An 18688-nucleotide genomic window follows, 5' to 3' on the forward strand; every position below is an offset into this window, starting at 1 on the left:
GTGAATCCCTGCCGGACAAGGAGTCCCCCATGCCACTGCCCTCTTTCAAGCCCAGCCAGCGCAGATTGCTGGTGGGATCAGCCATCGCATTGGCCCTGTTTGCTACCCCATTCAGTTATGATTTCACCCATAACGCATGGCAAATGAATCAGGCCCATGCCAAGTCCTGCTTCATTGCCGGCACCCGGATCGTCATGGCCGACGGCAGAGAACGCCCTATAGAAACGCTGCAAGCCGGTGAGCGAGTGCTGGATCAACATGGTCATGTCAACCGGATCCAGGCTATCGAGCGGGTGCTGCTGGGGGAGCGCAGGCTCTACGGGATCAACAAGGATGGCGACAGCGGTGGTGGCAGCGACAGCAGTGGCGGCAGCGACAGCAGTGGCGGTAGCGACAGCAGTGGCGGTAGCGACAGCAGTGGCGGTAGCGGCGGCAGCGACAGCAGTGGCGGCAGTGACAGCAGCGACAGCGATGGGGGTGGTCAGGGTAGTGACGACAATGGCGGTGGTGAACACGCCGGTGGTGAGCATCATGCAGGGGGCGAGCAGCATGGCGGAGGAGACCGCCACGCCGGAGGGGATCGTCATGCCGGCGGACGCGGACTTGGCAACGGCCTGGATGACAATGGCGTGGATGCCATCGATGCCAATGGCAACGAGATCCGGGGCAACGGCACTGTCGACGACAATGGCGTGGATGCCATCGATGCCAATGGCAACGAGATCCGGGGCGACGGCACTGTCGACGACAATGGCGTGGATGCCGTCGATGCCAACGGCAACGAGATCCGGGGCGACGGCACTGTCGACGACAATGGCGTGGATGCCGTCGATGCCAACGGCAACGAGATCCGGGGCGATGGCACTGTCGATGATCGCGGCCAGACGCTGACCGATGCACAGGAACAAACCCTGATCCAGCAGGGTTTTCGCACAAAGGAGCAACCATGATCCGTTACCTGCTGCCCTGGCTCTCCCTGTGGCTGCTCGGCTGTGCCACCCTTGAGCCCGCCCCTCTCTACCACCAGATGGACAAGGCCGATGTGGCACTGGCCAACCAGGCGCTGGCCGATGCACTGCAAACCCGCCCCAAAGGCCAGAGCCTCACCTGGTTCAATGCCGCCAACCGTCACAGTGGCAGCGTCACGCCGCTGCGCACTTTTCGCCACGCCAACGGCCATTGGTGCCGCGACTATCGCGAGCAGCTCTACATAGGCCAGGCAAGCCAGCAGTGGCAGGACACCGCCTGCCGCAGCAAGGAGGGACACTGGCTGCCGCTGCGCAGCTGACGAAAAAAAGGGGGTGGCCGACGGCCACCCCCTTTTCATCTCACGCTTTCGGCCGTCATACCCGGCGATAAGGCAGGTAGAGCGGCTCCCACATGTGGCTCAGGATATGCTGCTGCAGATCCTGCCCGATCAGCGGATGGGAGGGATCCTTGCGCACTATGTCTTTGAGCACGGCGGTCGCCACGTGCACCGAGATGTTGCGCAGCTCGCGAATGCGCGGATAGACGGAGCCTTGTGCCAGATCCACCTCGTTCACGCACTCGGCCAGCGCAAAAGCGGCCGTGGTGAAGATATCCGGGCTGATCTCGCTCAGCTGGCTGACGATGGCCGCCAGCCCCACCCCTGGGAAGATGAAGACGTTGTTGCCCTGGCCTATGCGGTAATCCTTGCCCTCATAGTGCACGTCCTTGAACGGGCTGCCGGTGGCGACTATGGCCTTGCCCTGACTCCAGCGGTAGATGTCTTCCGGCAGTGCTTCGCAGTTGGCGGTCGGGTTGGAGAGCGGGAACACCATGGGACGGGCACAGTGCTTTTGCATCAGCTGCACGTGCTCCTCCTTGAAGGCGCCGCCGGAGCCGCTGGTGCCGAGCAGCACTGTGATGGGCACATGGCGCAGCACGTCGGTCAGGTTGGCCCTGCCGGGCACTTCAGTATCCCAGCCAGCCAGCAGCAGACCCGGTTTGGCGTAACGGCGCTTGTACTCGTCGAGCCCCTCGCGGTTGTCACACACCAGCCCCTGGGTATCCAGGATATAGATGCGATCCCGGGCCGCCTGCGGATCCAGTCCCTCGCGGATCATGCCGGCACAGATCTGATCCGCAACCCCTACCCCGCCGGCGCCGGCGCCATAAACCAGATAGTTCTGCTGACCCAGGGTCTCCCCCTTGACCTTGACCGCCCCTATGATGCCGGCCAGTACCACGGCCCCCGTGCCCTGAATGTCATCGTTGAACGACGGCAGGGACTGCTGGTAGCGGGAGAGATTGTTGAAGGCGTTGGACTTGCTGAAGTCTTCCCACTGCAGCACGGCGTTCGGGAAGTGACGCTTGACCCCGGCCACGAACTTGTCGATGAAGTCGTCGTACTCCTTGCCACGGATGCGCTTGTGAGGCTGACCCAGATACATGGGGTCGTCCAGCAGGGCCTGATTGTCGGTGCCCACATCCAGCGCTATGGGCAGACAGCAGGCAGGGTGAATACCGGCCGCCAGGGTATAGAGGGAGAGCTTGCCGATGGGGATCCCCATGCCGCCCACCCCCTGATCACCTATCCCCAGGATGCCCTGGCTGTCGGTCACCACGATAATGCGCACCGATTTTGCGTCCAGCTGGCGGGCCAGGGAGCCCATGTCCTCGACGTTTTTCGGGGTGATATAGAGGCCGCGCGCCTTCTGGTAGCGGTGGCTGAACTCCTGACACGCCTTGCCGACGGTCGGGGTATAGATGATGGGGGTCATCTCCTCCACGTGGCGTGACAGCAGGGCATAGAACAGGGTCTCGTTGCGATCCTGCAGGGCGCGCAGGTTCTGGTACTTTTCGATGTCGCTGCAGGCGCTCAAAAAGCCCTGATAGACCCGCTCCAGCTGGGCCTCAAAAGTTTGAACCCGGGGAGGCAACAGGCCGTCGAGCTCGAAGTCGGCGCGCTCCTGTTCGGTGAAGGCGGTGCCCTTGTTGAGATTGCGATCGTTGAGCAGATCGGTGCCAGTCAGTGCAACGGGGCGAAAATCCTGTCCCTGTGCATCTTTCCACAGCAGATATTGTCCGGTAGCCATAGTCGTTCTCTTTGATTTACGTGAAATTGCCGTTCGGCAGGAGAGCAAGACTCATAATGAAATCAATCATATGACGTTTGGTTGTTTAGTTTTGTGAGCTTGGGCATACCCTGCGGCCAAAAAACGCGCCAAACCGGTTTATGGCCTCATACCGGCCACGCACGGCCTAAATCGGCCAACTATGCTGAACAACAGGCCACCAGCAGGATGAGTTTCCTCAGGGGCGGGAGAGAACACATGAGTGATATCCTGATCGTCGATGACATGGCGTCCAACCGCTACATATTGCGCTGCCTGCTGGAAGAGGCGGGTTATCAGGTGCGCGAGGCGACCGACGGCCAGCAGGCGCTGGATGCCGCTACCCGGTTTCCTCCCGCGCTGGTGTTGATGGACATCAACATGCCGGTGATGGATGGCTATGAAGCGTGCCGCCGCATCAAGCAGTTGCCGGGCCAGTGGTGCCTGCCCGTCCTCTTCATCAGCGCCAACAACGAGATCAGCGCCCTCGAGCAGGCCTTTCAGGCCGGCGGCTGCGACTATGTCTCCAAGCCGTTTCACCAGCTAGAGGTGCTGGCCCGGGTGCAAAACCAGCTGCGCCTCAAGGATCTGAGCCGCCAGCAGGCCAAGGTGCAGCTCTACCAGAGCCTGTTCCAGCTCACGGCCGGGATTGCCCACGAGATCAACACCCCGGTCGGCATCGGCATCACGGCCTCCAGCCTGATCCACGGTGCGGGCGATCTGCTGGCGAACGCGGTGCAAAACGGCATGCTGGGCCAGCGCCTGCTCCACCAGCAGCTCACCGACATCAAGGAGGGCACAGAGCTGGTCGAATCCAGCCTGCGCCGGGTCGCCCTGCTGATCACCCGCTTCAAGGAGCTGACCCGGGATCAGCACGAGCCGCCAGCCCTCCCCTTCCCGGTGCAAAAAAGCCTGCGCAAGCTGCTGCAAGCCTTCTCGCCCGAGTTTCTCATCGCCAGAGTCAATGCGGATGTCGGGGGCGAGGAGGTAACCCTGACTGCCCCCGAGCCGCTGTTTCTCGATCTGGTGCAGGAACTCATCAAGAACAGCATGGATCACGCCTTCAAGGGGCCGGGGCAACACAGCTTCGGCCTGAACATAGCGCAAAGCGGCAACGAGCTGCTGCTGACCTACAGAGACTCGGGCCCCGGCATGACGGCCGAGCAGCTTCCCCGCCTGTTCGAGCCCTTCTTCACCACCCAGCGCGGCAACACCAACCACTGCGGTCTGAGCGCCTGCCGCATCCACAACCTGGTGGAGAACAACCTGCACGGCCAGCTGACCGTCACCAGCCCGCCCGGCCAGGGGCTGACATACCAGATCCGGCTCCCCCTGCAGCCGCCCCTGTAAAGAGGCGAGCGCTGACGATGCGATGACAAGCAGACAATAAAAAGGGGCGCCACAGCGCCCCCTTCTCTTTCATCGTTAAATTGCGGTCAGCCTCAGTCGGGCTTGCCCACTTTAGGCTCGTCGAGCTGGTGCTTTACCTCTTCATACCAGAGGTCGTGGTGCTCCTTGGCCCAGGTCTCGTCCACCTCGCCGCTGATCATCCCCTCCAGCGCCCCTTCCAGCTGGAACAGGCCCATGTAGATGTGGAAGATGAAGCCGCAGATGAGGATGAGGGCGCCGACTATGTGGATGAAGCTGGCCCACTCCATCTGGCGGCGCAGCTGGCCGAAGATGGGGAAGTCCAGAAACAGCCCGGTCGCCACTACTATGCCGCCAAACCAGATCAGCAGCCAGAAAATGGCCTTCTCGCCGCCGTTGGAGAAGCCCGCCGAGGGGTGGCTGCCCTTGTGGGGCCCCAGCATGCCGCCCGCCTTCATGAACCAGCGCACATCCACCATGTTGACTATGTTGTGGCGAAACCACTTGATGAGCACACCGAGCAAACAGAGGAAGAAGAGCGGCCCCACGTAGTTGTGGAACTCCTTGGCGAACCAGATCCAGTTCTCCCACACCCCCATGCTCACCACCGGCTTGATGAAGTGCTTGCCGTAGATGATGGCCAGCCCCGAGCCAGAGAGGGTCAGGAACATGCCCGCCGTGGTCCAGTGCAGCGCCCGATCCAGCCGGCTCCAGCGCTTGAGCTTGCGCCCGGTGCGTGGCTTGGAGAGCTTGGTCGGCCCCACAGCCCAGTACATCAGGCCGCACATGGCCAGGGAGCCGAAGATGGCGATGGCACCGAGCGGTGACACCCACTTGGTCTTCACCTCGAACCAGAGCTGGCCCGGCACCGAGATGAGCACCCCGTGCTCCGGCGAGCGGGAGGTGGTGTAACCCTCCTGCCCGTCCTTCACCGCCCGCCAGTAGTCGGCGCCGGCAAAGCCGACCGCCTCCTTCTCGGCGTCGGCGAAGCTGGCGGTGCTCACCAGCAGCAGGGCGGCAAACAGGGCCATTAGCCAGGTTTTCATGCCGCCCCTCCCTTGCCTGCCTTGCTGGCGTCATGGAACAGCTCTTCACCGCTGCCCCAACCCGCTTCCTTGGCGCCGCGATAGGCGACCCGCTCGCGGAAGATGTCGGAGATGACCTGCGCATCCCCCGCCAGCAGCGCCTTGGTGGAGCAGAGCTCGGCACACATGGGCAGCTTGCCCTCGGCGATGCGGTTGGCACCGTACTTCTGGCGCTCCGCCTCGCTGTGATCTTCTTCCGGGCCGCCGGCGCAGAAGGTGCACTTGTCCATCTTGCCCCGATCGCCGAAGGCGGCAGTTTTCGGGAACTGGGGCGCCCCGAACGGGCAGGCGAACAAGCAGTAGCCGCAGCCGATGCAGAGATCCTTGTTGTGCAGCACTATGCCGTCGTCCGTGTGATAGAAGCAGTCCGCCGGGCAGACCGCCATGCAGGGAGCGTCGGTGCAGTGCATGCAGGCGACCGAGATGGAGGTCTCCCCCGGCAGGCCGTCGTTGAGGGTCACCACCCGGCGCCGCTGTATGCCCCACTCCAGGGCATCGTCGTTCTCGTTCTTGCACGCCGTCACACAGCCGTTGCACTCGATGCAGCGCTTGGTGTCACACATGAATTTCATTCTGGCCATGAGATCAGGCTCCTACTTTGCGAAAGCGGCACAGGGTGACCTTGGTCTCCTGCATCTGGGTGACTGGGTCATAACCATAGGTGGTGACTATGTTGACCGACTCCCCCAGCACATAAGGGTCAGACCCTTCCGGATATTTGGATCTCAGATCCTGGCCCTCGAAGTGGCCGCCGAAGTGGAACGGCATAAAGGCCAGCCCCGGTTTGACCCTTGGGGTCACCAACGCCTTGACCAGCACCCGGCCCCCTTCCGGCCCCTCGACCCACACATCCTGACCGTCGCGCACGCCGACGTCGTTGGCATCCGCCGGGTTCATCTCGACGAACATCTCCTGCTGCAACTCCGCCAGCCAGGGGTTGGAGCGGGTCTCATCGCCGCCTCCCTCGTACTCCACCAGACGGCCGGAGGTGAGTATGATGGGGAACTCCTTGCTGACGTCCTTCTCCTGAATGGAGGCGTACTGGGTCGGCAGGCGCCACAGGCTCTTGGAGTCAGACCAGGTGGCGTAGTCGGCCAAGAGATCCCGGCGCGGGGTGTAGAGCGGCTCGCGGTGTTTGGGCACCTGATCCGGGAAGGTCCACACCACGCAGCGCGCCTTGGCGTTGCCATAGGGCACGAAGCCGTGCTTGATGGCGACCCGCTGGATACCGCCAGAAAGGTCGGTCTTCCAGTTCTTGCCCTCGGCCTCCTTCTTCTCGGCCTCGGTCAGCTCATCCCACCAGCCGAGCTGTTTCATCAGATCGGCGGTGATCTCGGGATAGCCATCTTCCACCTCGCTCCCCTTCGGCCAGGAGTCTTCGGCGAGCAGCGAGACGCCCTGATACTCGATGCCGAAACGGGCGCGGAAACCGCCGCCCCCCTCGGAGACCGGAATGCTGGTGTCGTAGAGGATGTGGCTGCCTGGGTGTTTCATCTCAGGGGTGCCCCAGCAGGGCCAGGGCAGACCATAGATCTCGCCGCTCACCGGGCCCCCTTCGGCCTTGAGGTTGGTCTTGTGGAAGGTGTGCCAGTTCTGCTGGTGTGCCTTGAGCCGCTCCGGGCTCTGGCCTGTGTAGCCCACGCTCCACATGCCGCGGTTGTACTCGCGGGTGATGTCTTCCAAGAGCGGCTCGTTGTTCTCCACCTTGATGTGCTTGAACAGCTCATCGGCGAAGCCCAGCTTCTTGCTCAGCAGATACATGATCTCGTGGTCGACCCTGGATTCGAACAGGGGCTCGACCACCTTGTCGCGCCACTGCATGGAGCGGTTGGTGGCGGTGACGGAGCCATAGGTCTCGAACTGGGTGGTGGCCGGCAGCAAGTAGACGCCGTCGGTGCGATCGTTCATGACGGCGGCGACTGTGGGGTACGGGTCGACAATCACCATGATGTCGAGCTTTTGCATCGCCTTCTTCATCTCGGGGCCGCGGGTCTGGGAGTTGACCGCATGGCCCCAGTAGAACATGGCGCGAATGTTGGAGCCCTGCTCGATGAGATCGGCGTTCTCCAGCACACCGTCCACCCAGCGGGAGACAGGAATGCCGTTGTTCTGCATCGGCAGCTTGCCGTTGTAGGCCTTGTTGTCAAAACGCGCCTTGATCCACTCGTAATCCACATCCCACACCCGGGCCCAGTGTTTCCAGGAGCCCTCTTCCAGCCCGTAGTAGCCGGGCAGGGAGTCGGAGGTGACGCCAAAATCGGTGGCGCCCTGCACGTTGTCGTGACCGCGGAAGATGTTGGTGCCCGCCCCGCTCTTGCCCACGTTGCCGAGGGCCAGTTCGAGGATGCAGTAAGCACGGGTGTTGTTGTTGCCCGTGGTGTGCTGGGTTCCGCCCATGCACCAGACCACGCAGCCGGGGCGGTTGTCGGCCAGCAGCTTGGCGGCGCCATGAACCTGCTGTTCGTTGAGGCCGGTCACCCGCTCCACTTCGGCCGGAGTCCAGCGCGCCACCTCTTTTTGCACCTCGTCCATGCCGTAGACACGGGTGCGGATGAACTCCTTGTCTTCCCAGCCGTTCTTGAAGATGTGCCAGAGCATGCCCCAGATAAAGGCGACGTCTGTGCCCGGACGCAGGGAGAGGTACATGTCCGCCTTGGCGGCGGTGCGGGTGCGGCGCGGGTCGACCACCAGGATCTTGCAGCCGTTGCGCTCTTTCGCCAGCAGTATGTGCTGCATGGCGACCGGGTGGGCCTCCGCCGGGTTGGAGCCGATAAACATGATCGACTTGCTGTTGTGCATGTCGTTCAGGCTGTTGGTCATGGCGCCATAGCCCCAGGTGTTGGCTACCCCGGCGACCGTGGTGGAGTGGCAGATGCGCGCCTGGTGATCCACGTTGTTGGTGCCCCACAGGGACGCCATCTTGCGAAACAGGTAGGCCTGCTCGTTGGAGTGCTTGGCGGAGCCGAGCCAGTAGACACTGTCGGGGCCGGACTCCTTGCGAAGGCGCAACACCTCGTTGCCCACCTCTTCGATGGCCTGCTCCCAGCTCAGACGCTGCCACTTGCCGCCCACCAGCTTCATCGGGTACTTGAGGCGACGCTCGCCGTGGCCGTGCTCACGCAGGGCCGCCCCCTTGGCGCAGTGACCGCCGAGGTTGAAGGGGTGATCAAACGCCGGCTCCTGACCGGTCCAGACGCCGTTTTGCACCTCGGCGTAAACGCCGCAACCCACAGAACAGTGGGAGCAGATGGTGCGCTTCACCTCGACCGGCACCTCGGCCGCCACGGTTTTGGCCTCGGCCCGTTGCATCATGGCGGGGGCCAGCCAACCGGCGGCAACGGCGCCGCCGGCCACCAGACTTGAGTTGACCATAAAGGCGCGGCGGGTCAGCCCCTGGCCGCGAGCGGCCGCATTGCCTTGCTCGCTCGCGTTGACCGGCTCGGCTCGTTTTGTCAGTTTCATGAGTTCTCCTTCACTGAGCCGGCTCAGTCGGTGCCGCGCAGGGTGCGATAAAAGTCGTGAACATGGGGTGTCTCCCGATAGCCCTTGTCGGGCTGGGTATCGTGGGTCAGCGCCTCCTTGCTCACCACCCGACCGGTGGCACCGGCCAGCACGCCTATGGTGGCGACCACGCCCACCCCCTTGATCAGATTGCGTCGGGACGGGTCTTTCAGCTTTTCATCGCTCATCTTTCTGTGACCTCTGTTTTTGTTATGGCCAGCCGCACTGTGCCGGCTTCGCTATGAGTGAGTGGGTGCCGCGTCATGGCAGCGTCACCACAGGGGTACCAAAGGGCAGGCGCAGATCCTGCTCCAGTTTGAAAAAGTCTTCGGCAAGCGCCCCGACCGCCCGGTAGAAGCTGCCCCCCTTCGCCTCTTGCTGATCGCGGCAGCAGGCAAGCACCCAGGGGGCCAGATGCCGTTCATAGAAGCGGTTGCGCTCGGGGTGCTGCTCGGCAATCAATACCGCCATCACCTCGCACAGAGCGGCCAGGTGGTCCTCGGGTTCGCACACCCCGCTCTGGCGCTCGAAACCCAGGGATTGCAGATCGGCCCGCAGCACCGCCAGCGGCAGCTCCATCAGAGAGCCGGTGAGATACCAGGAGGCAAACGGCACTATCTCGCCGCGCCCCAGGCCGATAAAGAGATCCTGATACTCCTCGGCGAGTTCGCTTTCGCGGTGGCTGCTGGCGGCCAGTTGCACCAGCCCCAGCCCTCTGGCAAAGGGGCCCGGCATGGCCTGCAAGCCTTGCAACCAGGCGAGTTGCTCGCCTCGGGGAGCGGCGCGCCACAGGCTCGCCAGCAGGGCATACATGTCGGCGCTGCTCTGTTCCAGATCTGTCATGGTCAGTTCGCCTGCATTCAGTGCGGTATGGCTATTCGGTTGTTCACTCATCACAGGCCCCTCATATCTTGAGCTGGGCGGCAGGATCCGCCGCCAGCGCCGTAAACACATCCTTGACCCGGCAATCCTCACACATCAGCAACCGCGCGGCGGCTTCATTCTGGAAGTGGGAGTGACCGGCCAGCTTTTGCTGGATGCGACGAATGAGGGAAGCTGGCGCAAACGGCTTGGAGCAGCGAATGCAGCAGGCGGCCTCCTCGGCTTTGAGGCTCTGCACGGCGCGGCGCACCTCGGGCACAGGCTGCAGGCGGGGTGCAAGGACTATGGCCTGCTCGGGGCAGGCTTTTTCGCACATGCCGCACTGGATGCAGTCCTGCTCGATAAAGTTGAGGCCGGGCGTGTGGCCCACCGCATGCAGGGCGCGGGTCGGGCAGACAGCCACGCAGCCCATGCAGAGGGTGCAGTCCGATTCCTTGAGCACCACGGCGCCGTAAGGGGCGCCGTGGGGCACAGCCAGCGGCTCGTGGTTGCCCCCGTTGGCCTGCCAGAGGGCATCGAAGGCGGCAAACAGGGTCTCCCGCTTCTCCCCTTTGAGCGGTTTGTCGAACAACGCAGTGCCAGGGTGTTCACTGGCACGCTCCATGGCGCTCAGGGAGTGGATCGCCACCCGGTCCACCGGTAAACCGGCCCCCACCAGCAGTACGGCGGCGCTGGCCAGCTCCCGCTCCAGCAGGGCCCGCACGCTGGCGGGGGCATCCTCGTCAAGCACTATGCGCACCGCGCTGGCACCATAGGCGAGCGCCGCCAACCAGCTCTCAACCCCCAGGCTGGCGCTCTCTTCCACCCAGACCGGCAACCAGTGGGTTGGCAGGGCGGGCAGGCTGGCCTCAAGCCGTGCCCGCTCGCTCTCCCCGGCGATCAGCAGCACAGGGTGGGCGCCGCCCGCCACCCGATAGCGTTTGAGCAAGCGGAACAGGTAGTCGCCGCTGGTGCTGGCATCGGGCTGGTGATAGGCAATCGCCCCGGTCGGACAGGCGGAGGCGCAACTGCCGAAGCCCCGACAGAGATGGGGATCGATCTGGATGCGACCATTGACGGGCTTGAGCGCATCGGTCGGGCAGACATCGAGACAGCGGCTGCAACCTGGCACGCCGCGGGCGGTGAAGGCGCAGGCCTCGGCATCGAGGCGAAAATAACGCGGCTTGTCGAAGATGCCGGTCAGCGCACAGAGCTCGGCAAGCCGTGCGGCCAGCCCTTCGTCATCAACCAGATGCAAATAGCCGATCGGTGGGCGCTCCAGCGCAAACAGCGGCGTGCGGCCCAGATCGGCCACCAGATCGAAGCGAGGCTCCCCTGGCAGTTCACTGACAGCTGCCGCAGCCTGCTGCGGGAAACCCTGTTGTGGAAAACCCTGTTGTGGAAAACAAAGCCTCGCCAGATCAACCCTCTCCCCCTGCCCGTTCAGGCCGGTTAGCTGGTACTGACCGAGATACCCCTTGAGGCTCGGCTCGCGCAGGGTCAGGGCAGCGAGGGATGCGGTGGCGTCGAAGATGGCTTCGAGATCTGCCGCCTCGGCATTGTGGACGGATTCTGTGACCAGCAGGGTCGGCATCACGCCTTGGGGCAGCAGGCTGGCGGCACGGCGAATGCGATCTTCCGGGCCGACCAGCAACAAGCGGCCCTGGCTCTGATAGGAGACAGTGGCCGGGATCAGGTTGTCGGTCTTGACCGTGTGGCGCAAGGCGTCGGCGCGGGCTCGCTCATTGCGCCCCGCCACTCCCCCATCGGGGGTCAGGTTTGAGTAATGTTGTTCGATGCTCACATGCACTCCTGTGCGGTCCACCTCATGGGATGGATCGCTTGTTGGTCTTGTGGAGGAGCAAGAGCCGAGCCAACTCCCCCGGAAAAATAGTGACTGGCAGGGAGTCAGGATCCCAGACGCTCCATTCCCCCACCCTTGGTTGGGACATTTTGTCCATCCTCATCAACCAAAATGTCCCGCTCCTTGGTGTGGGCTTGTGGATCCGGGGCCGGCAAGGTGGCGAGCGGTTCACTCCGCTGGGAGGCGGGAGAAGAAAAAGAGGGGGCAGCGGCTGGCTGGTCGGCAATGGCCTGCTCGGGTGATGCCTGATCTGATGGCGACAGTGCGCTGCCGGACTCGGCCTCGGGCGCCGTCACCGCCTCCACCAGCCAGTTGCGCAGCCCGGCGGTCAGGGCCGCCGGCAACAGCTCGGGCTGGCTGAAATCCTGGGTGTAGTCATCCAGCCCGTCCGGCTTGTGAGTACGAAACATGGCTCTCAGTGTCTCTTTGTCAGGCAGTGCAGATTTGCCCGGCCGGGTTGGTCTGGCCGGCTGCGAAGCGGCGTCACCGATAGCCGGTTTTCCCTCCGACACCTCATACAGGAGACCCTCGGCAGCCTCGGGTTCACCACTCCCCTTGTCAGTGCTGACTGCGCGGCTATCCTGCTCTGTATCTGATATTTTGCCTTCGTCATTGCCTTCGATGGGGATAGCAACAACCTCGGGGTCGGCCTGCTCCCGTGGCTGCAATGCCTGATGCTTTCGAGCCGACCAGCGCTTGAGAAACTCACTCATGGGAGCCAACTCCCGAACGCTCGCGGCCATCGGGGCCTGTGGCCTTGACGGCGCCACAATTGGCTTGATCACTGGCGTCTCTTGATGTCTCAACTCTCGTATCGACCCCCAGCTGATCCTGCGCCCGCCCCTTGCCCTTCTTGCCCTTGCGACGGGCCTCCAGCAGCTCGCCGTGACGGCCGATAAAGGCCTCCACCCAGGCTTGCAGCGCTTCGGGCAGCGGGCAGGAGAGCACCTGCCGCTCGCCATCCATATAGGCGGCGGCCACTGTCTGGCTCAAGGTGAGGCCATCGGCCACAAAGCCATTGTCCACACGGCTTCCGGTGACAAAGAGGCGGGGCGAGCCGGAGCTCAGGTTGAAGCGATAATCCCCCCGCTCATCGCGAAACAGGGTAAGGGGCAAGGCGCCTGCTGCCTCAGGTTCGGCGGGATGGAGCGCAGCAATCTCGAAACGGCGGCTCTGCCAGCGGCCAACCTGGCTGTCGATGGCCTTTAACTCCAACTGCAGCCAGCGCTGCGGGGAGAGAATATTGGTTGTGTCTTGCACTTGTCGCGGCTCCCATCAGAAGGTCTCTGCCGGGCCGCCCTCCTCTATGATTAGCCCCGGTCGGGGCTGGTCACTGCGGGTAAATCGAGGCGGCCACGGCCATCAATGGGATAAGACATAGCAAGAGTGGGGCCAAGGCGGGTGTGGTGGTTGATGGGGGGTTTGATGCGGGTTGGGGCCTTTGTGCGGGACATGGGTTGGCGCGGGCGTAGGTTGGCGCAGAGCGCAGCGAAGCCCAACATGCGGAGTAAAACCAATCAGCCAGTGTGTCTGATCGAGGGAATGGCAATAATCAAATAAGGCCGAACTATCCGATTATTGCCTTTGAAATATTCCGCGGTAAACGTTGGGCTATTTGGCCCAACATATGAGATATTAACTCGTAACATATATATCACTCGATGACATCTTTAAACTCTGAATTTGCCTGCATACTGAATCGCCACAATTTTAAAACTTGACCTTTATAATCGCTAGGAATTTCAATTGAAAATACGGCAGGGTCTGCTTTTGTAGTTATTGACGTTACTTGCTGTTCATAAACAGTATGCTCATTAAATGCTTCAGTTATCATTGAGCTCAGGTTACCGATTATTGTAAATCCATATTTTTCTTCATCTTCGGGTGACTCAGAATTAAACGTGTAGCGGACGCTATGTAATTTACCATTATCATCCATTACAGCCTCCGGCTGGCTACAATCTAGGCGACTATAGCGCATTAAAAAGAATGCAATGTTCTTTTCTGAAAGGTCTTCAATTTCTTCCTCGCAACAATACATTTTAATATCGCCACATATAAAGCTGGCTTGGTCATGATCGTCAACATGAGCTTCTTTACTTTCATCTACTACTAGTTCAAAAGTGAGGGGAAGTTTTGTTCCAATCATCAAATCACCGAGCAATGAAATTTCACTTTTTGCTAGCGAGTGCACAGGATTTGTTAAATATTTGTTTTTAAGCTCAATTAGCGATGAAACAGGAAGTAAAGTCCATATTCTCAGGCAGCGATAATAAATTGCAAAATAGAGAGGAACAGAATTCAATTCACTATAGCGCATCAATTTCTCAACGTAATTTTTTTGAAAAAGGTATGATGACTTTGGGTTTGGCACATTGCTATTCTTGACCTCAACAAATATCTGCCTTCCATCCTTCAAAATAATTCTGTAATCGGGCAACAATATTTCAGAGTCATCTGAAATTACCTCACCTGTATCTTCAGACTTCACCATTTTGCAGTTACCTAATCCTGCTGCAAGTTGACCGAACAAAGCCTCCATACGTTTTCCATGCAAAAGTATCGGATTTGTAAGTGATGCTTTTAATGACTCAGAAAATTTTGCAAGAAATTTATCGGTGTCTTCTGTGGACTGCAGTTTATAATCATGCTCTCGGCTAAATGCACTAAATACTTCAAGAGCTTCAAATTTTCCTGGATTTCTATTAAGTCGCTTCATTCTTTATTGTCACACCTATTAATTAGGGCGCTAAAATTACACTAAACCTTATAACTATTCTAGGATTCATTGATCAATATTTTCTGACCGGACGGAAATTTGTGGATCCTGATACAATAAGAACTGACTTTATCAGAAGCATCACGGTCGACCGAAGAAGGAGAACCTCGTCTAAAAGTAATCTGGAACAAAACTTGCTGTGTCCATCCCCTTAGATCCCGGCAACCGGTCGCGAGGGGCCCATGACACCGACCTTTATCAAAAGCAATGCTGCCGCCCAGCTCACCATGGCCGTCGAGGTGATGGATGAACAGGGCATAATGAACACCCGCCAAATCGCCTGTGAGCGGCCACTGACGGTCTACCTCAACTGGAAGGAGATAGTAACCCTGATGACGCTGGGGGCCCGCCCCGAGGCGCTGGTGTTGGGTTATCTGAAAAATCAGGGCTTTATCGAGGATATTTCGGCCATCGAGTCGGTGATCGTCGACTGGGAGAGCGAGGCCGCCGCCGTGGTAAGCAGCCAGCAGGCCGACGATCTCGACAAGTCACTGGAGAAGAAGACGGTCACCTCCGGCTGCGGTCAGGGCACCATGTATGGCAGCGTGATGAAGAAGCTCGAAGGGGTGGTCTTGGCGGCGCCCGAGCTTAAACAGAGCACCCTCTACGCCCTGCTCAAGGCGCTGTCGGCCCATAACGAAACCTACAAGATGGCCGGTGCCGTGCATGGCTGCGCCATCTGTCGCGGTAGCGAAATCCTCTCCTTTGTCGAGGATGTGGGGCGCCACAATGCGGTTGATACCCTGGCGGGCGAGCTCTGGATGCGCGGCGAGGCTGGCTACGACAAGATCTTCTACACCACCGGGCGGCTCACCTCGGAGATGGTGATCAAGGTGGCGCAGATGGGCATTCCTGTGCTGCTGTCGCGCTCCGGCGTCACCCAGATGGGACTGGATCTCGCCCGCCAGCTCGGCATCACCATGATTGCCCGCGCCAAGGGGCGCCATTTCGAGGTATTCAGCGGTCACGACCATATGGTGCTGGACGAGAAGCCGCCGGTGCTGGCGCCCAGTCCGGCCGGTCGCGGGATGCGGGATTAAGTCATGAACGAGTTTATGAACGTGAAGCAGGTGGCGGAATACCTCGATCTCAACGAGAAGAAGGTCTACCAGCTCGCCAACGAGGCGCGCATCCCCGCCACCAAGGCGACCGGCAAATGGCTGTTTCCCCGCTCCCTGCTCGACCGCTGGCTGCTCGGCAGCTGCCACGAGGGGGTGATGAACGACCGGCTGCTGCTGGCGGGATCCGACGACGTGTTGCTGCACTATGGTTGCAGCACGCTTGCGCGGCAGCTCGGCACCCAGGCGCTGGTGGGCTACACCCCCTGCGGCACTCGCCAGGGGCTGGCGATGCTGGCACGCGGCCATGTGGATCTGTGCGCCATCCACTGGGGTCAGGCCGAAGAGGCCCACCTGCGCCACCCGGCGCTGGTGCAGCAGTATCAGGGCCACCGCCAATGGGTGATAGTGCATGGCTTTCGGCGGGTACAGGGACTGGTGCTGCGCCAGGGCTTGCAGCCGCAGGAGGCAAAACAGGCGCTCGACTGGCGCTGGGCCATGCGCCAGGAGGGGGCCGGCAGCCAGCGCGCCCTGCAGGAGTGGCTGCAAACCCAGGGGGAGTCGCTGACCCGGTTGGAGAGCACTGTGCAGGTCAACAGCGAGCGGGAGCTGGCTGCCGCCATCAGCCGGGGCGATGCCGACGTGGGGCCCGGCGCCCAGAGCACCGCCACCGAGTTTGGCCTCGGCTTTATGCCTCTGTCGCAGGAGTGCTTCGATCTGGTGATGCCGCAGGGGGTCTTCTTTCGCACCCTGTTGCAGCAGCTGATCGGCTGGCTGCAATCCCCCGAGGGACGCGAGCTAGCGGCCCGCCTCGGCGGCTATGACCTGACCCAGAGCGGCAAGCTGGTGTGGAGCCCCCAGTAGCGAAAGCGGCCAGCCCTCTCTTTGTGCCGACAGCCCTGACAAGCACGGGCCTGCCACCCTGGCAGGCCCGTCTGTTTTATTGCCATCCGCTCTGATAAATGGACAGGCGCTTACCCTGGCCTTGACTCACCCGCTGCCGAGTCAGGTTCATGCCCCGCCGAGCCAGATCCGCGCCCCTCGGCCCCGAGCGCAATGCGCCACCCCTCCAGCTGGGCGGGCTCGCCGCCGCTGGGCAGTAGGGCATGGCTGCGCAGCCTGATGGTAAAGCAGCTCCCCTGCCCGGGAGTGGAGTCCACCACCAGCTCCCCGCCCCAGCGGCTGATGATGCGATGGCTCAAGGCCAGCCCCAGGCCTGTGCCTGTGGCCCGGGTGGTGAAAAAGGGGTCGAAGATCTTGTCCATGATGGCGGCATCTATGCCGCTGCCGTTGTCGATGACCCGCACCTCGGCCCCTTGCAACCCTCCCGCCGCGTCGAACCAGTCGCGACTCTCGACCCGGATCTCCCCCCGCTCCCCCAGCGCATGGCTGGCGTTGACCAGCAGGTTTATCAGCACCTGCAACAGTTGCTGGCGATCCGCCTCTATGGGTTGCTGGGCCTGCAAGTCGGCCACCAGGTTCACCTGCTGCTGGCGCAGGGCGGAGCGCACCAGGGTCAGGCTCTCTTCGATGATGGGGGTGAGGTGCTGCCACACCGGCGCCGTCTCGTAGTCGCCGGGGCGGGAGTATTGGAGCAGGCTGCGGGTGATGGCGCGAATGCGCTCTATCTGGGCCAGCACCAGCGCCAGCTCCTCGCTGACCGGGGCGGCCGCGTCTCCCAACTCCAGCTTCATCAGCTCCACATTGCCGAGGATCACCGCCAGCGGGTTGTTGATCTCGTGGGCCACCCCGGCGCACAGCTCGCCGAGGGCCGCCAGTTTCTCGCTGATGAGCAGTTGCTGGCGCGCCTGGGTCAGCATATGGATGTGGTGCTCCAGTTCGGCAGTCTTCTGCTCCAGACTGCCCGTGCGCTCGGCCACCTTCTGCTCCAGCTCGTCGGCACTGCGGGCCAGCTGCTGCTGGTGCGCGGCCTGCCGGTCCAGCATGGCGTCAAACTGGCGCCCCAGCTGGGCCAGCTCGTGATCGGGGTCGAGCGGCAGCGCCCCCACCCTGGCCGACTGGTCATGCTGCACCTGACGCACCACGCCGTGCATCCGCTCTATGGGGGTGAAGAGATCCCGGGCGCCGCGATAGACCAGCAGGCCCGAGAGCAGCAGGAGCAGCACCACGCCTGAGCCCAGCTCCAGCAGGTTGGTGAGGTAGGTACGAATGAAGGGCCACTCCAGAAAGCCGACGTAGAGCATGCCGATGCGCTCGCCGTGCGCCCCGAGCAGGGGCTCGTAGCCGGAGACATACCAGGCGTCGTGTACGAAGGCGCGGTCGACCCACAGCTCCCCCCGATCCAGCACCTGCTCGCGCACCGGCGCCGAGACCCGGGTCCCCACCGCCCTCCCCAGCTGGCGACTGCTGCTGGCGGGCACGTTGGTGCTCACCCTCAGATCGCCGAGAAACAGGGTGACAGTGCCTATGCTCCCATCCGGCAGGGTGTTCTTGGCAAACACCTGTCCCTTGAGCTCGTCCACCAGCCGGGTGCTGCCGTTGATGAGCTCGCCCCCCTCCAGCACGGCCCAGAGGGAACCGTCTCTGGCCATGACGGGCGTCAGGGAGAGGCTGACCAGACCCCGGGTCTCCTGGCCCGGAGCGGCCGTGTGCTCCCTGTCCAGCACGGCGCGGCTGGCAAGGGCGGGCGAGAGGGCCAGCAACTGCTCCCGCGACCAGACCACGAAGTGGCTGACGCTGCGCCCGGCGGCGAGGGCCGTGCGCTCCCTGGCCGTCAGCAGATCCAGTTCGGCGCCACTGCGCAGGCGCAGAAAGTCGAGATCGTAGTTGGCCGCCAGCGGCATCACCCAGGCCGGCAGCGCTTCGGGCGTCTGGCGCAGCCGCAGCTGGAAGGCCCAGGCATCGCGCAGGTGCTCCAGATGTTCGGCCTGACGCTGCTGCTGCACATTGACCGCATGGTGGGCCACCCCCAGGTCACCACGCACATTGGTGAGCAGGTTCTGCCAGCTGTAGGTGAGGGTCCAGTAAAGCGTCAGCCCTATCATGCCCACCAGGGTCAGCATGATGGGCACAGAGGTGAGCAGCAGCAGGCGCCAGCGTACCTTGGTCTTGAGCCAGCGCGGCAGCAGGGTCAT

General features: G+C 62.0%; 15 protein-coding genes and 1 pseudogene. 5 read left to right on the forward strand and 11 right to left on the reverse strand.

Going from position 1 to position 18688, the window contains the following annotated elements; genetic code table 11:
- The first annotated feature begins 29 nt into the window (after positions 1–29).
- Both AACQ95_RS09505 and AACQ95_RS09510 read left to right on the forward strand, forming a co-directional pair.
- On the forward strand, positions 30–950 hold the full coding sequence (locus AACQ95_RS09505; protein ID WP_241278439.1) for a Hint domain-containing protein: 921 nt from the start codon (positions 30–32) through the stop codon (positions 948–950).
- Positions 947–1288: an RT0821/Lpp0805 family surface protein gene (locus AACQ95_RS09510; protein ID WP_241278440.1), complete on the forward strand. Its 342-nt coding sequence runs from the start codon at positions 947–949 to the stop codon at positions 1286–1288. The genes AACQ95_RS09505 and AACQ95_RS09510 overlap by 4 nt, the downstream gene beginning before the upstream one ends.
- Before the next feature lie 55 nt (positions 1289–1343).
- Here the strand turns inward: AACQ95_RS09510 and AACQ95_RS09515 are convergent, their stop codons facing one another.
- On the reverse strand, positions 1344–3059 hold the full coding sequence (locus AACQ95_RS09515; RefSeq protein WP_098983163.1) for an NAD-dependent malic enzyme: 1716 nt from the start codon (positions 3057–3059) through the stop codon (positions 1344–1346).
- 237 nt (positions 3060–3296) lie between these two features.
- Between AACQ95_RS09515 and AACQ95_RS09520 the strand changes: the two genes are divergently transcribed.
- Positions 3297–4427 carry a hybrid sensor histidine kinase/response regulator gene (locus tag AACQ95_RS09520; RefSeq protein ID WP_098983161.1) on the forward strand — a complete coding sequence of 377 codons (1131 nt, stop codon included), beginning with the start codon at positions 3297–3299 and terminating at the stop codon, positions 4425–4427.
- A 92-nt stretch (positions 4428–4519) separates the two neighbouring features.
- Here the strand turns inward: AACQ95_RS09520 and AACQ95_RS09525 are convergent, their stop codons facing one another.
- The 9 genes and pseudogenes from AACQ95_RS09525 to AACQ95_RS09565 form a co-directional block, all read right to left on the reverse strand.
- A complete protein-coding gene (locus AACQ95_RS09525) occupies positions 4520–5491 on the reverse strand; it encodes a formate dehydrogenase subunit gamma (protein WP_241278441.1) in 972 nt (323 codons plus the stop codon).
- Complete coding sequence (gene fdh3B, locus AACQ95_RS09530) at positions 5488–6111, reverse strand: formate dehydrogenase FDH3 subunit beta (protein WP_042865547.1); 624 nt, start codon at positions 6109–6111, stop codon at positions 5488–5490. The genes AACQ95_RS09525 and fdh3B overlap by 4 nt, the downstream gene beginning before the upstream one ends.
- A 4-nt stretch (positions 6112–6115) precedes the next feature.
- Positions 6116–8992 (reverse strand): formate dehydrogenase subunit alpha, encoded by a 2877-nt coding sequence (locus AACQ95_RS09535; RefSeq protein WP_098983156.1) that lies wholly within the window; start codon positions 8990–8992, stop codon positions 6116–6118.
- A gap of 23 nt (positions 8993–9015) precedes the next feature.
- Positions 9016–9219, reverse strand: coding sequence for a transcriptional initiation protein Tat (locus AACQ95_RS09540; protein WP_043137891.1), 204 nt, complete (start codon positions 9217–9219; stop codon positions 9016–9018).
- A gap of 73 nt (positions 9220–9292) precedes the next feature.
- On the reverse strand, positions 9293–9925 hold the full coding sequence (locus AACQ95_RS09545; RefSeq protein WP_172955297.1) for a TorD/DmsD family molecular chaperone: 633 nt from the start codon (positions 9923–9925) through the stop codon (positions 9293–9295).
- A 10-nt stretch (positions 9926–9935) separates the two neighbouring features.
- On the reverse strand, positions 9936–11696 hold the full coding sequence (locus tag AACQ95_RS09550) for a 4Fe-4S dicluster domain-containing protein (RefSeq protein WP_445290529.1): 1761 nt from the start codon (positions 11694–11696) through the stop codon (positions 9936–9938).
- A 104-nt stretch (positions 11697–11800) separates the two neighbouring features.
- Positions 11801–12469 (reverse strand): DUF3306 domain-containing protein, encoded by a 669-nt coding sequence (locus tag AACQ95_RS09555; protein ID WP_241278442.1) that lies wholly within the window; start codon positions 12467–12469, stop codon positions 11801–11803.
- Positions 12462–13032 (reverse strand): annotated as a pseudogene (locus AACQ95_RS09560) (DUF3305 domain-containing protein). The gene AACQ95_RS09555 and the pseudogene AACQ95_RS09560 overlap by 8 nt, the downstream one beginning before the upstream one ends.
- Before the next feature lie 378 nt (positions 13033–13410).
- Positions 13411–14475, reverse strand: coding sequence for a hypothetical protein (locus AACQ95_RS09565; protein WP_211162497.1), 1065 nt, complete (start codon positions 14473–14475; stop codon positions 13411–13413).
- Positions 14476–14717: 242 nt separating this feature from the next.
- Here AACQ95_RS09565 and AACQ95_RS09570 point away from each other — a divergent pair, with 242 nt between their 5' ends.
- Both AACQ95_RS09570 and AACQ95_RS09575 read left to right on the forward strand, forming a co-directional pair.
- Positions 14718–15575: a formate dehydrogenase accessory sulfurtransferase FdhD gene (locus tag AACQ95_RS09570; RefSeq protein ID WP_168966856.1), complete on the forward strand. Its 858-nt coding sequence runs from the start codon at positions 14718–14720 to the stop codon at positions 15573–15575.
- Between the two features lie 15 nt (positions 15576–15590).
- Positions 15591–16457 (forward strand): helix-turn-helix transcriptional regulator, encoded by an 867-nt coding sequence (locus tag AACQ95_RS09575; protein WP_084214094.1) that lies wholly within the window; start codon positions 15591–15593, stop codon positions 16455–16457.
- A gap of 110 nt (positions 16458–16567) precedes the next feature.
- Here AACQ95_RS09575 and AACQ95_RS09580 read toward each other — a convergent pair whose 3' ends face one another.
- Positions 16568–18688, reverse strand: coding sequence for a sensor histidine kinase (locus tag AACQ95_RS09580; protein ID WP_241278444.1), 2121 nt, complete (start codon positions 18686–18688; stop codon positions 16568–16570).

This window comes from Aeromonas sp. MR19 (genome assembly GCF_963899305.1).
Classification (GTDB): domain Bacteria; phylum Pseudomonadota; class Gammaproteobacteria; order Enterobacterales; family Aeromonadaceae; genus Aeromonas; species Aeromonas bestiarum.

What these genes read in the sequence shown, in the direction of transcription:
- AACQ95_RS09555 (WP_241278442.1), bottom strand. Translation starts at nt 12,469, where the DNA reads ATGAGTGAGTTTCTCAAGCGCTGGTCGGCTCGAAAGCATCAGGCATTG.
- AACQ95_RS09570 (WP_168966856.1), top strand. Translation starts at nt 14,718, where the DNA reads ATGACACCGACCTTTATCAAAAGCAATGCTGCCGCCCAGCTCACCATG.
- AACQ95_RS09505 (WP_241278439.1), top strand. Translation starts at nt 30, where the DNA reads ATGCCACTGCCCTCTTTCAAGCCCAGCCAGCGCAGATTGCTGGTGGGA.
- AACQ95_RS09580 (WP_241278444.1), bottom strand. Translation starts at nt 18,688, where the DNA reads ATGACCCTGCTGCCGCGCTGGCTCAAGACCAAGGTACGCTGGCGCCTG.
- AACQ95_RS09525 (WP_241278441.1), bottom strand. Translation starts at nt 5,491, where the DNA reads ATGAAAACCTGGCTAATGGCCCTGTTTGCCGCCCTGCTGCTGGTGAGC.
- AACQ95_RS09510 (WP_241278440.1), top strand. Translation starts at nt 947, where the DNA reads ATGATCCGTTACCTGCTGCCCTGGCTCTCCCTGTGGCTGCTCGGCTGT.
- fdh3B (WP_042865547.1), bottom strand. Translation starts at nt 6,111, where the DNA reads ATGGCCAGAATGAAATTCATGTGTGACACCAAGCGCTGCATCGAGTGC.
- AACQ95_RS09535 (WP_098983156.1), bottom strand. Translation starts at nt 8,992, where the DNA reads ATGAAACTGACAAAACGAGCCGAGCCGGTCAACGCGAGCGAGCAAGGC.
- AACQ95_RS09540 (WP_043137891.1), bottom strand. Translation starts at nt 9,219, where the DNA reads ATGAGCGATGAAAAGCTGAAAGACCCGTCCCGACGCAATCTGATCAAG.
- AACQ95_RS09575 (WP_084214094.1), top strand. Translation starts at nt 15,591, where the DNA reads ATGAACGTGAAGCAGGTGGCGGAATACCTCGATCTCAACGAGAAGAAG.
- AACQ95_RS09545 (WP_172955297.1), bottom strand. Translation starts at nt 9,925, where the DNA reads ATGAGTGAACAACCGAATAGCCATACCGCACTGAATGCAGGCGAACTG.
- AACQ95_RS09515 (WP_098983163.1), bottom strand. Translation starts at nt 3,059, where the DNA reads ATGGCTACCGGACAATATCTGCTGTGGAAAGATGCACAGGGACAGGAT.
- AACQ95_RS09565 (WP_211162497.1), bottom strand. Translation starts at nt 14,475, where the DNA reads ATGAAGCGACTTAATAGAAATCCAGGAAAATTTGAAGCTCTTGAAGTA.
- AACQ95_RS09520 (WP_098983161.1), top strand. Translation starts at nt 3,297, where the DNA reads ATGAGTGATATCCTGATCGTCGATGACATGGCGTCCAACCGCTACATA.